Source organism: Bacillus sp. NPDC094106 (assembly GCF_044764345.1).
Classification (GTDB): Bacteria; Bacillota; Bacilli; order Bacillales; family Bacillaceae_G; genus Bacillus_A.
The window spans coordinates 352,238-365,943 of sequence record NZ_JBIWHY010000001.1 but is presented as its reverse complement, the minus strand read 5'-3'; the positions used below and the strand labels follow the sequence as shown (position 1 = coordinate 365,943).

Below are 13,706 nucleotides of genomic sequence, written 5' to 3'. Positions count from 1 at the left end.
CTTCATATTGTTTTGTTGGCTTAAAAAGTTTTTCATGTTGGATCATTTGCTGGAATATTAAAAATATAAACAAAAAATGTTATAGTAAAATGAGAGTATATGACATTTTTAGGTAAGGAGGGAATCCAGATGTGGATTACTTCAGAAGTAGAAATTCCAGAAGAACTATTTGATAATCTTGAGCAAGGAAAACTTGTATTATTTGTTGGAGCAGGAGTTTCTATGAAAGGGAAATCAAACTTACCAAACTTCGATGATTTAGTTGATGAAATTGCTGAGGCTTTATATGTCGAAAAGCGTGAAATAACAGAACCGCATGATTATTATCTTGGGAAAATTGCAAGGACGAAAGATGTACATCAAGCTGCAAAAGATCTTGTAAATGTGAAAGAATCGAAGCCCAATCCATTACATTATGCAATTTTGCGACTTTTTTCAGAGGATACTGATGTTCGTATTGTAACAACAAATTTTGATCAGCATTTTACAACTGTAATTCAAGAAATGAAACGGAGTTTTAATATTTATTATGCACCTGCTTTGCCGACAGGAAGATCGTTTAAAGGTTTAGCGTATATACATGGAAATATTGAACAGGAAAAAGAGAATTTAATATTAACTGATGGTGACTTTGGAAGAGCTTACTTGACAGAGGGGTGGGCAAGAAGATTTTTAGTTGATTTATTTTCAAATTATACAGTTTTGTTCATTGGATACAGCCATAATGATCCAGTAATGAAGTATTTGGCAACAGGTTTGCCGCCGAGTACAAGGCGCTATGCTTTTGTCGCACAAGGTGACAATACCTATCATTGGGAACATTTAGGGGTAAGTCCGATTGTTTACCCGAATAAAGCAAATAATCATCAGGCGCTTGTTAAAGCGGTGAAACGCTGGGCTGAATTAATGGGGGATAATTATATTACAAAAAGAATGCGGATTCGTGATATTGTGACAGTCCCGCCATCGCTTGAACAAGAACAACTATCGTATATAAAGCAATCGACCAAAAAGATTGAAACGCTTAGGTATTTTTTAGAATTTGCTCGAGATTATGAGTGGGTTGAATGGCTTGAGGCAGAGGGGAAACTTCAAAATTTATTTTTGATCAGCTCTCGTTATGATGAAGCAGATGAATTGCTTGCTGAGTGGCTTGTTGAGCATTTTCTTTTCAGTCATCAAAAAGAACTATTCCAGCTTATTTTTAAAAATCATTCCAAAATATCTCCGTTGTTATGGCAAACGATATGTACATATTTAAAAGAAATGAATAGGCCAATGGAACCTTTATTATTTACAAAATGGACGTTGCTTTTATTAGAAACAGCTGAAAATAATAGTCATTCCATAGAGAAAATTTCCTATTTGTTATATAAATGTTCTTTTCCAGAGCATAAAGAAATCAGCATATTATTATTGACATTTATTTTGGACGGGAAAATTAAACTTAAACGTGTGAGAAGATGGGAAAATGACATGCAAGATTCAATTGAATTAGAAGAATCAAGTCGTTTGTCGGTTCCTGTATTTTCACATGTGCAGCGAATTTGGGATGAAAAAATGAAACCACATATTTCGTATTTTGCAGGCCCTATTATGGTCATGGGATTAGAAAAAATTCAGATGCTATCGTTAAAACAAGCGGCATTACAAAAAAGAGACGGTGTTCTTTATAATACGATGGCATTTTCAGAGCATGATTTACAGCCAAAGGACTTCACATTGTTAATTCGGATTGTAAAAGAGTGTCTTACCTATTTATGTGAAAATAACAAGGAAAAGGCTTCGTATTATATCGCTCAAATGATCGGGGCAGATAGTATAGTACAAAAGCGAATTGCGATTGAAGCAATGAGTAAGAATAGATTTGTAACTGCTGATGAAAAATTAAAATGGTTACTAAATCAACGATTACTTTTAGACTTTACATATAAACATGAAGCGTTTCAATTTTTAAAGAAACATTATCCAGTTGCTCTAGAAGAAACAAAGCAAGAAGTACTCCAAAAGGTGATGAAGCAGCTTATAAAAGAAAGAGCATTCGATGCTTGTCTTGTATTAGACTTACTGTATACATGTGATTCAAATAGTAATTGTACAGTAGAAGCGTATAACATCATGAAACAAAAGCATCCTCATTTTTCTTTAGATCGATACAGTGAGAAAAAAGAAGAAGTGTTTGCGCAAAGTATTATATGTAACGTAACAGCGGATGGGTTATTACGGTTGAAAGAGCATGAGATAAAGAAGCAAGTTATGTTATTTTCAAATGACGGTATTTTTGAACAGCGTCATTTTTTAGAAATGTTATCAAAAGCGTGTAAATCGAATACGGATTGGAGTATTTCGCTTGCATATCAACTAGTAGGAGAGCCACAGGTAAGTAATGAGGTTTGGTTCGTTTGTATTCGGGAATGGAGAAATAGTCGGAAGCTGACAAATCAGCAAATACAAAAAATAATTCCACTGTTGCAACAGTTTGTTCGCAACACAGCTTTTCAGTGGTTAATTAGTAGTTTTCTATATGAAATTAGTAATCGGTTAGAAGAATTTGAGGAGAATAGTATACGAGCTGTGAAACGTTTTGCTTTTTCTTTATTTCCTCAAGTCATGAAGAGGGCTGCCAATTTCAAGGTAGGAGAACAGGATTTTTATAATGCGTCTATTCAGCACCCAGTAGGGAAAATGACGTCGGTATTATTAAAGTTGCTCGCGTATGATCACTTATATGACCGAAATATATATGAGTACTTATTTTTATTTGAAGAGCAGGTGCAAAGAGCATCTGAGTGTACCAATTTTATGTTTGCGCGATTAACTGCTGATGTAACATTTTTGTATCATATTGAGAAACAGTGGTGTAGAAAATACCTTTTACCTTATCTCGATTTGAAAAAAGAAAATGAAGCCATAAAGTATGCGTGGGCAGGACTATGTTATACACAAATTAATTTGCCGTTATTTACAGAGATAAAGAGATACATTACATATGCAGTTGCGCATTTAAATTTACTACATCCGCATACAAAACAAGTATTTTTAAAGTGGTTAAGTTTTGTATTTATTAAATGTGTATTATATTGGGGACAGAGAACAGATTGGGTATACCCAATCTTTATACAAGAAAAAGAAAATGACAAAATCAAGTTTATAGAGCATTTATGTTATTATGTAAAAACATTAAGTGTACGAGAACAACAAAAATTTTGGGACTCTTGGTTATCTAGGTTTTTAAGGGAACGTCCAAAGATGAGCATAATAACGGGTAGAGAATATGTCATGTTTTTACGCTTTGTTTTATGTATGAATGAAGTCGCGGAAAAAGGATTACATATCATTTTTAACAGTTTTCCACTCCCGTTAGAACACTACAAACAAGAGGAAACAAAGGAGTTATTTACGATTATTCTTGAAAAGAAAGAAAGCGTGGAATATCATGTACAAACGTATGCAAAATTGTTTTTTGTATTACTACAAACCCTTCAAGAAGCGTATTCTTTTGAAAGTGAAATCATTCAGATAAAAGAAATATTAGTAGCTTCTCAGGTGGAGCATGACTTATTCATATCTATTCAAAATGAAATGATTCGTATTGGCATTGTAATGGCAAATTTACAAGAAGAATGATAGGGGAAGAGCGGAATTTTAAAAAATCAATAAAAAGCTGTTGACAATATTTAAAAGGGCGTTCTATAATACGAATCATACTTATTCAATTTCAAAAACATTTGAATAAACAAAATGTAATGAAGGGATCACAGTAGTGCTTATCTTACTGTAACAGAGAGCTGATGGTTGGTGTGAATCAGTACAGGGATAAACGTGAATTACAGTCCTGGAGCATCTTTTTCGGATTAAAGATGATTTGTATATTCTTTAAAACGGAAAGGCGGTCAATTGATCGTTAACAGTGAAGAGAGGTAGACGAAATAAGTCTACAACTAGGGTGGTACCGCGATAACTATCGTCCCTACTGATTGAATCAGTAGGGACTTTTTGCACTTTTGTGGTCCAACTTGAAAATGAAATATGAAATGCAGTGAAAGGAAAAGGAGTAGTAGTTGTTTCCCTGTAACAGAGAGCTGGTGGTTGGTGTGAACCAGTACAAAGACAAGTGCGAATTACAGTCCTGGAGCATCTTTTTCGTAGTAAAGATAAGAGTCTTTATGAAGGGAAAGACGGTCTAATAGATCGTTAACAGTGAAGAGAGGTAGACGAAATGAGTCTACAACTAGGGTGGTACCGCGATAACTATCGTCCCTACTGAATAGATCAGTAGGGATTTTTTGTACACATAAAAGGCGGTATCGATCTCATAATAAATTTGTATAGCTTATCGATTCAGAAAATAGAGAATTTTTATTCTCTTATTATACTTTTAAAATAATAGAGGAGGATTATAAAATGGCAAATCATGAGTTAGAACAATTACGTAAACAGGTGGATGAAATCAATTTACAATTATTACAGCTTTTAAATAAACGAGGTAAAATTGTTCAAAAAATTGGAGAACAAAAGCAAGTACAAGGTACGAAGCGTTTTGATCCAGTACGTGAGCGTGAAGTACTGGATATGATTGCAGAACATAATGAAGGACCATTCGAAACTTCGACAATTCAGCACATTTTCAAAACAATTTTCAAAGCGAGCTTAGAGTTGCAAGAAGATGACAATCGTAAAGCATTGCTTGTTTCACGTAAAAAGAAAAAAGAAAATACAATTGTTAATGTCAAAGGTGAATTACTAGGAAATGGAACACAAACATTCATCATGGGACCTTGTGCTGTAGAAAGCTTAGATCAAGTTCGCCAAGTAGGGAAAGCGATGAAAGAACAAGGGCTAAAATTAATGCGCGGCGGTGCTTTCAAACCAAGAACGTCACCTTACGATTTCCAAGGGCTTGGGGTTGAAGGATTACAAATTTTACGCCAAGTGGCTGATGAATTCGATTTAGCGATTATTAGTGAAATTTTAAATCCAAACGATGTAGAAATGGCTCTTAATTACGTCGATGTAATTCAAGTTGGAGCGCGAAACATGCAAAACTTCGATCTATTAAGAGCTGTAGGTAAAGTCAATAAACCTGTATTATTAAAACGCGGTTTAGCAGCAACAATCGATGAGTTCATCAATGCAGCGGAATACATCATTGCACAAGGAAATGATCAAATTATATTATGTGAACGTGGTATTCGCACATACGAAAGAGCAACGCGTAATACGTTAGATATCTCAGCAGTGCCGATTTTAAAGAAAGAAACACATTTACCAGTCGTTGTGGATGTAACACATTCAACAGGACGCAGAGATTTATTATTACCTACTGCAAAAGCGGCGTTAGCAATTGGAGCAGATGCAGTCATGGCAGAAGTGCATCCAGACCCAGCAGTTGCGTTATCTGATTCAGCGCAGCAAATGGATATTCCAGAGTTCCATAAATTCATGGAAGAGTTAAAAGGATTCAAAAATAAATTATCGTAATTCCATATTGAATATGCGAAGAAAGGGAAACAGTAGTGCTTATCTCCCTGTTTATAGAGAGCTGATGGATGCTGAGAATCAGTACAAAGATAAGCATGAATTACAGCCCTAGAGCATCTTTTTCGTAGTAAAGATAAGAGTCTTTATGAAGGGAAAGACGGTCTAATAGATCGTTAACAATGATAAGAGGTAGACAAATGTAGTCTACAATTAGGGTGGTACCGCGATAATAATCGTCCCTACTGAGAGCTCAGTAGGGACTTTTTTGTACAAAAAATAATAAAGGGGTAAGAGAAATGAGATATATTACAGCCGGAGAATCACATGGTCCGCAGTTAACTGTTATTTTAGAAGGTGTACCTGCAGGATTATCGTTACAAGCAGAACATATTAATAAGGAATTATTAAGAAGACAAAAAGGGCATGGTCGCGGGAGACGCATGCAAATTGAAATAGATACAGTGGAGATCGTCAGCGGTGTGCGTCACGGAATCACGCTTGGTTCACCGATTACATTAATTGTAAAAAATGATGATTTCAAACATTGGACGAAAGTAATGGGAGCTGAACCGATTTCAGAGCAAGAAAGTAAAGAAATGAAACGCACAATCACAAAACCACGTCCAGGACATGCGGATTTAAACGGTGCAATTAAATATGGTCACCGTGATATACGAAATGTTTTAGAGCGTTCTTCTGCAAGGGAGACAACAGTGAGGGTGGCTGCTGGTGCGGTGGCAAAACAACTTTTAAAAGAATTAGGTGTACAAATTGCAGGGCATGTCCTTGAAATTGGTGGGGTCAAAGCAAGCAATGTAGGCCAATTATCAATAGAGGAAATCCAAACAATTACAGAAAATTCATCTGTTCGTTGCCTTGATAAAGAAGTAGAGCAAACAATGATGGATGCGATTGATAGTGCGAAAGCAAACGGCGATTCAATTGGCGGAGTTGTAGAAGTCATTGCAGAAGGAATGCCAATTGGCGTTGGAAGTTACGTACATTATGATCGTAAACTAGATGCAAAGTTAGCAGGAGCCATTATGAGTATTAATGCTTTTAAAGGCGCTGAAATTGGAATTGGGTTTGAAGCAGCAAGGCAGCCGGGAAGCTCGGTGCATGATGAAATTATTTGGGATGAAGAAAAAGGATACACAAGAAAAACAAATAACGCCGGTGGATTAGAAGGTGGTATGACAACAGGAATGCCGATTGTTGTACGAGGTGTTATGAAGCCGATTCCTACATTATATAAACCACTTGCAAGTGTAGATATTGATACGAAAGAAGCGTTCCAAGCTAGCATTGAACGATCTGATAGCTGTGCAGTTCCAGCTGCAAGTGTTGTCGCAGAAGCTGTTGTTGCATGGGAACTTGCAGACGCATTAGTTGAACAATTCGGAAAAGATCGCATGGAATTAATTACGAAAAATATGATGCAGCATAACAAATATGCAAAAGAATTTTAAAAAGGAGGGATGACGTATGAAGGTAAAAGAGCAATTATCATCATTACAACCATACAAACCAGGTAAATCACCAGAGCAGATGAAAGCAGTGTATGGAGATCATTCTTTTGTAAAATTAGCATCAAATGAAAATCCATTTGGCTGTTCACCGCGTGTTATGGAAGAATTACAAAAATCGTGGCATGAACATGCTTTATATCCTGATGGAGGAGCGCTGGAACTTCGCCAAACGATTGCAGCAAAACTACAAGTTCAAAAGGAAGAAATTATATGTGGAAGTGGACTCGATGAAGTCATTCAAATTATAAGCCGAACGGTGCTCCGCGCGGGCGACAATATTGTAACAGCAGGAGAAACTTTCCCCCAATATTACCATCATGCAGTGATTGAAGGATGCGAAGTAAAAGAAGTTCCTTTAAAAGATGGGATATATGACGTAGAGGAAATGGCCCTAGCTGCCGATGAAGAGACAAAGATGATTTGGATTTGTAATCCGAATAATCCGACGGGCACATACGTTAATGACAGAAAATTAAATGAATTTATAAATAGAGTACATGACGATACGCTAATTGTAATTGATGAAGCGTACTATGAATACGTCGCAGCGAAAGACTTTCCAGAAACAATACCGCTATTGAAAAAACATAAGAACCTTCTTATATTACGAACATTTTCTAAAGCATATGGTTTAGCATCATTTCGCATTGGGTATGCCATTGGACAGGAAGAATTGATTGAGAAATTAAATGTTGTTCGCCTGCCTTTCAATGTTTCTTCCCTGGCGCAAAAGGCAGCAACAATTTCTTGTACTGATGCAGAATTCATTCAGGAAGTTGTTCGTATAAATCGTGAAGGAATAGAGCAATATGAACGTTTTTGTAACGAGAATGAGATTCCATTTTATTCATCTCAAACAAACTTTATCTTTTTGCCAGTAGATGATGCTGGGGAAATATATGAACGATGTGCACATGCAGGTTTTATTATTCGCCCGTTTCCAAACGGTGTTCGTATTACAATTGGGACGAGGGAACAGAATGAGGGAGTGATTTCAGTGTTAAAAGAGCACTTTATCAATAGAAAAAACAAGTTTCGAGATGAGGCAAATGTGTAAAAAAGTTTTATTAATTGGTACAGGATTAATTGGTGGTTCGCTCGCATTAGCGATTAAAAGAGAACATGAAGTAATGATTACGGGCTATGACATTCATAGTGAACAAGTGGAGCGAGCAAAAGAACTTTATGTAATTGATGAAATAGCAAAAGATTTACAAACTGCTTGTGAGGAGGCGGAATTAATTGTTTTTGCCTCCCCAGTTGAAGAAACAACAAAGTTATTACGTCAGCTCGCATTATATGATTTACGTGAAGATGTAATTGTTACAGATGTAGGAAGTACAAAAGGAAAAATCATGAATGAAGCGTCAGCTTTATTACCAGAAGGCATTTCTTTTATTGGGGGACATCCGATGGCGGGGTCTCACAAAACAGGAGTTGAAAGTGCAAAGGCACATTTGTTTGAAAATGCATTTTATATTTTAACACCAATGAGTCATGTAGAAAATCATCGAGTAGAAGAACTGAAAGGATGGTTAAAAGGAACAGGGGCTCATTTTCTCGTATTGAATACGGAAGAACATGATTATGTAACGGGCATTGTAAGTCATTTTCCTCATTTAATTGCGGCGGGCTTAGTGAAACAAGTTGAAAAGCATGCCGGAGATAATCCGCTCATTCATCAACTTGCTGCTGGTGGATTTAAAGATATTACACGTATTGCATCAAGTAGTCCGAAAATGTGGAGTGATATTGTCAGACAAAATCAGGGGCATTTACTGCAGCTACTAGAAGAATGGATTTCAGAAATGGAAGAGTTATATAGAACAGTTTCTAAAGGCGATGCAAATGAATTACAAAACTACTTTGCGAATGCTAAAGAATACCGTGACTCTTTACCAGTTCGAAAAAGTGGTGCAATTCCAGCTTATCATGATTTATATGTAGATGTTTTAGATAAAGTTGGGGCATTAGCCCATATTACAAGTATTCTTGCACAGAAAGAAATTAGTATTACGAGCTTGCAAATATTAGAAGCCCGAGAAGGATTACTTGGTGTGCTTCGCATTAGTTTCCAAAGAGAAGAAGATCGCCTAAAGGCGACGATCGCATTACAAAAAGAAGAATACCAAACATACGAAACAATGTAATAAGGAGAGAATGGCCTATGAAGGAACAAACCGTGCAAAATGTGAAAAACGGATTAAAGGGAACCATTACAATTCCTGGAGATAAGTCTATCTCACACCGTGCTGTCATGTTTGGAGCGATTGCACAAGGAAAAACAATAATTAAAGGTTTTTTACCTGGTGCAGATTGTTTAAGTACTATTGCTTGTTTTAAAGAAATGGGAGTAGAAATCTCAAAAAATGGTGATGAAGTAGTTGTAATTGGAAAAGGATTAGAAGGGTTACAAGAACCTAACAGTGTGTTAGATGTAGGTAATTCTGGTACAACGATACGGTTAATATCTGGGATCCTTGCAAATACGTCTTTTCATTCCTGTATACAAGGTGATTCATCAATTGGGAAAAGACCAATGAAACGTGTAACGAATCCACTTAGACTTATGGGAGCAAAAATTGATGGTAGAGAAGAAGGGACGTTTACTCCGCTTACAATACGGGGCGGTGGTTTAAAAGCAATTGAATATGTTTCGCCTGTAGCAAGCGCGCAAGTGAAGTCGGCCATTCTACTCGCAGGACTGACTGCTGAAGGTGTAACAAGTGTTACAGAGCCGCACATTTCACGAGACCATACGGAAAGAATGCTTGAAGCATTTGGTGTGACAGTAACTCGTGAGGGCAAAACTGTAAAAATTGCTGGTGGACAACAATTAATCGGGACAGATATCCAAGTTCCTGGTGATGTATCATCAGCGGCATTTTTCTTAGTTGCAGGAGCGGTGATTCCAAATAGTAAACTGGTTTTACAAAACGTTGGTATGAATCCGACTCGTACGGGAATTATAGATGTTCTTAAGAGAATGGGTGCTCAGTTAGAAATTCATTCCATTCATAAGGATGCATCAGAACCCGCTGCAAATATTACAATTGAAACGTCATCACTTCAAGGAATTGAAATTAGTGGAGAGATCATTCCAAGGCTTATTGATGAAATTCCAATCATTGCGCTTGCGGCAACACAAGCAGAAGGGATTACAGTTATCAAAGATGCACATGAATTGAAAGTAAAAGAAACAAATCGTATCGATACGGTTGTGGCTGAATTAACAAAATTAGGAGCACGAATTGAAGCGACGGATGATGGGATGATTATTTACGGTAAGTCCGCGCTAAAGGGCGGTACAGTAAGTAGTCATGGGGATCATCGAATTGGAATGATGCTGGCGATTGCAGGTTGTATAGCAGATCATAAAACAGTACTTGAAGATGCGGAGGCCGTTGGAGTTTCGTATCCTACGTTCTTTAAGGAATTGAGTAAACTACAAACTGAATTAGAAAAGGCATAAAATAAAACGTCTATAACAACTATTTTTACTATTGTTATAGACGTTTTCATTTAAATTGACGGGGAAGGGAATCTAGCTCCTTCAAAACGTGTAATACTATCAAGTAAATTGATTGTACCAGCTACGCTAGATATAAAAAATACTTCAACGATGTCCTCACGTTTTAATTGAGTAATGGTAGAAACGGATATGATATTTTTAATCTTGATATTTGCTCCAAAGAAATCATTATCAGCAGCTACCTCATGACCATTTGCTTGAATACTTATTCTTCCTCTGTAGCCCTCATTGAAATTATTCGGTGAGAAAAGAACACTTGCAGTCAATGAGTATACACCTCTTGTTTCAGGAATGAACGTGGATGCAGCTGAGTTGAATTCATTTGCTAAATCAAATTGTATATGAGGATATAAAACTTTAACAGTAGTATTGGCGGGTATTTGTTGAAGGGTAGCCATGTTGATAGCTCTGAATGCAGAGAGTCTTGTGAATTCAGAAGTTTCTTCCCCTGGATCCCTATTCCTTCTTGAGGGAAGTGGATCCCGAGTTGCATTTAATTTATCTATTTTATTAAAGTAAGAATTCATAATGGTTTATTCTTCCCTTCTTTGCTTTCGAGTATATAAATGGAAATAAAAGTGATTTACTTGGCCAAATTATATACCTGAGATTAAAAATTCATTGATAAGTAACTTGTAAGAAAATAAGAAGTTAGGAATTTTCAGTAAGTGTATCGAGGTCTATAATTCATATAATATACAGTGGACAGGATAAAAGTGATGGGTGCGTTTATGATAAATCTGCAATTAGAAAATAAATGAACAAGGGAAGATGGATAAAGCATTTTCTCTTTTTTCATAATAGAAATGTTCGTTCGCTGAAATAGAAAGCCGATTAGATATACCTTTAGATAGCTAAATATGTTATAGTAAATGAAGTATATATATAAAAGTAGCAAAAATTGGAGGAACCACATGATTACAGTAAGTAACGTTAGTTTGCGTTTCGCAGATCGCAAATTGTTTGAGGATGTTAACATAAAATTCACACCAGGTAACTGTTATGGTTTAATTGGAGCAAACGGTGCTGGTAAATCAACATTTCTAAAGATTTTATCTGGGGAAATCGAGCCATCTACAGGTGACATTCATATTACACCAGGTGAGCGTTTAGCGGTATTAAAACAGAACCACTTCGAATATGAAGAGTTCCCTGTACTAGAAACAGTAATTATGGGTCACACACGTCTTTACAAAGTAATGCAAGAGAAAAATGCGATTTACATGAAAGAAGACTTTAGTGATGAAGATGGCATGCGTGCTGCAGAGCTTGAAGGTGAGTTCGCTGAGCTAAACGGTTGGGAAGCTGAGTCTGAAGCTGCCATTCTTTTAAAAGGATTAGGCATTGGAGAAGACATTCATGATAAAAAAATGTCTGAATTAACAGGGGCAGAAAAAGTAAAAGTATTACTTGCTCAAGCACTATTTGGTCAACCTGACATTTTATTACTAGATGAGCCTACCAACCACTTAGACTTAAAAGCAATTCAATGGTTAGAGAACTTCTTAATGAACTTTGAAAATACAGTTATCGTTGTATCCCATGACCGTCACTTCTTAAATAAAGTATGTACGCACATGGCGGATCTTGATTTCGGTAAAATTCAATTATATGTTGGTAACTATGACTTCTGGTATGAATCAAGCCAATTAGCATTAAAACTAACACAAGATGCAAATAAGAAAAAAGAAGAGAAAGTAAAAGAGTTACAAAACTTTATCGCGCGCTTTAGTTCAAACGCATCTAAGGCGAAACAAGCAACTTCTCGTAAAAAATTATTAGATAAAATTACATTAGATGATATTAAACCATCATCACGCCGTTATCCGTTCGTTGGTTTCACACCAGAGCGTGAAGTAGGAAATGACTTATTAACTGTAGAAGGTATTTCAAAAACAATTGATGGAGAAAAAGTATTAGATAATGTGTATTTCACTTTAAATAAGGGTGATAAAGTTGCATTTATCGGACGTAATGATATCGCAATGACAACATTATTTAAAATTCTTATGGGGGAAATGGAAGCAGATAGTGGTTCATTCAAGTGGGGTGTAACAACATCTCAAGCTCACTTCCCAAGAGATAACTCTCAGTACTTCGAGAATAGCGAATATAACTTAGTTGAATGGTTACGTCAGTTCTCTCCACAAGATGAGTCAGAAAGTTTCTTACGTGGATTCTTAGGCCGCATGCTCTTCTCTGGTGAAGAAGTAAAGAAAAATGTTTCTGTATTATCTGGAGGAGAAAAAGTTCGTTGTATGCTGTCTAAAATGATGTTAAGCGGTGCAAACGTATTAACGCTTGATGATCCAACGAACCATTTAGACCTTGAATCTATTACGGCATTAAACAACGGTTTAATCGCATTTAAAGGAACATTACTGTTCACATCTCATGACCATCAGTTCGTACAAACGATTGCAAACCGTATTATCGAAGTAACACCAAACGGCGTAATCGATAAGGAAGCGACATACGATGAGTTCTTAGAGAATGAAGAACTTCAAAAACAAGTGGATGCAATGTATCAAGGAAAATAATCTAAAAAACAAACCCCTCGCACTTAGAATAGAGCGAGGGGTTTGTTTTTTTTATATGTACATCAATTAAAAAACCGACATTTAGGTGTAAGAGAGCATCTGGCCATGCATAGAAGCAATCAGGGCTTTTTCCTGCCACATGCGAAGTAAACGAGAGTAAGTTACTTTTTATTCTTTATAGCAGGGGTTTAGATGTCGAAAAATGAAAATGAATTTATATAAATGAATAGTTGTTTAATGGATAAGGGGCATTATTCAGTAATAGGTGATAAAAAATAGACCATCTTGTCAGCGCAAGATGGTCAGGGAAGGGGACAATTTATGTCAATTTTAATTAGGGATGGAAAGCTGTTCGAGACACTGGGGAATGTCTTATTATTAGGGAGGAACAGCTTCGATAGATATAATATAAAAGATAGATGTGACTTCAATGTGAACTTGAAGTGAAAGGGAAGGGAAATTTAATAGGATTGTTTCATACTTTTTGACTAATAGAAGAAAAAAAGGACGCAGTAAGAAGAAATTTTCTCAGAATGAATAAATTAGCAACAACCAATTCAATTGGTAATTCTGGAAATAAGAATGTTTGCGAAGTGAAGAATAAAAGTTTATAGTGGGGAGTGT

At 36.2% G+C, this 13,706-nt stretch carries 8 protein-coding genes and 3 other annotated features; of the genes, 7 read left to right on the top strand and 1 reads right to left on the bottom strand.

Features of this window, described 5'->3' with window-relative positions; translation table 11 throughout:
* Positions 1-99 precede the first annotated feature (99 nt).
* From ACIQ7L_RS02055 to aroA, 6 genes are all read left to right on the top strand, one after another.
* Positions 100-3,627, top strand: coding sequence for a DUF4020 domain-containing protein (locus tag ACIQ7L_RS02055; RefSeq protein WP_400566020.1), 3,528 nt, complete (start codon positions 100-102; stop codon positions 3,625-3,627).
* A 110-nt stretch (positions 3,628-3,737) separates the two neighbouring features.
* Positions 3,738-3,975, top strand: a binding site (T-box leader).
* Between the two features lie 55 nt (positions 3,976-4,030).
* Positions 4,031-4,265, top strand: a binding site (T-box leader).
* Between the two features lie 139 nt (positions 4,266-4,404).
* Positions 4,405-5,481, top strand: a complete 1,077-nt coding sequence (locus tag ACIQ7L_RS02050; protein WP_097894735.1) for a bifunctional 3-deoxy-7-phosphoheptulonate synthase/chorismate mutase — start codon at positions 4,405-4,407, stop codon at positions 5,479-5,481.
* Between the two features lie 9 nt (positions 5,482-5,490).
* Positions 5,491-5,725: a binding site (T-box leader), on the top strand.
* Positions 5,726-5,777: 52 nt separating this feature from the next.
* A complete protein-coding gene (gene aroC, locus ACIQ7L_RS02045; RefSeq protein WP_400566017.1) occupies positions 5,778-6,950 on the top strand; it encodes a chorismate synthase in 1,173 nt (390 codons plus the stop codon).
* Between the two features lie 16 nt (positions 6,951-6,966).
* On the top strand, positions 6,967-8,067 hold the full coding sequence (gene hisC, locus ACIQ7L_RS02040) for a histidinol-phosphate transaminase (RefSeq protein ID WP_400566015.1): 1,101 nt from the start codon (positions 6,967-6,969) through the stop codon (positions 8,065-8,067).
* Entirely contained in the window at positions 8,060-9,160 is a 1,101-nt protein-coding gene (tyrA, locus tag ACIQ7L_RS02035) for a prephenate dehydrogenase (RefSeq protein ID WP_400566013.1), read from the top strand. The genes hisC and tyrA overlap by 8 nt, the downstream gene beginning before the upstream one ends.
* Before the next feature lie 17 nt (positions 9,161-9,177).
* Positions 9,178-10,482 carry a 3-phosphoshikimate 1-carboxyvinyltransferase gene (gene aroA, locus ACIQ7L_RS02030; RefSeq protein ID WP_400566010.1) on the top strand — a complete coding sequence of 435 codons (1,305 nt, stop codon included), beginning with the start codon at positions 9,178-9,180 and terminating at the stop codon, positions 10,480-10,482.
* A 50-nt stretch (positions 10,483-10,532) separates the two neighbouring features.
* Here aroA and ACIQ7L_RS02025 read toward each other — a convergent pair whose 3' ends face one another.
* The gene (locus ACIQ7L_RS02025) at positions 10,533-11,069 is read right to left on the bottom strand and encodes a hypothetical protein (RefSeq protein ID WP_400566008.1); all 537 of its coding nucleotides are present in this window, start codon (positions 11,067-11,069) and stop codon (positions 10,533-10,535) included.
* A gap of 387 nt (positions 11,070-11,456) precedes the next feature.
* On the opposite strand from ACIQ7L_RS02025, the gene ACIQ7L_RS02020 reads away from it, so the two are divergent.
* Positions 11,457-13,082, top strand: coding sequence for an ABC-F family ATP-binding cassette domain-containing protein (locus ACIQ7L_RS02020; RefSeq protein WP_400566005.1), 1,626 nt, complete (start codon positions 11,457-11,459; stop codon positions 13,080-13,082).
* Positions 13,083-13,706 lie beyond the last annotated feature (624 nt).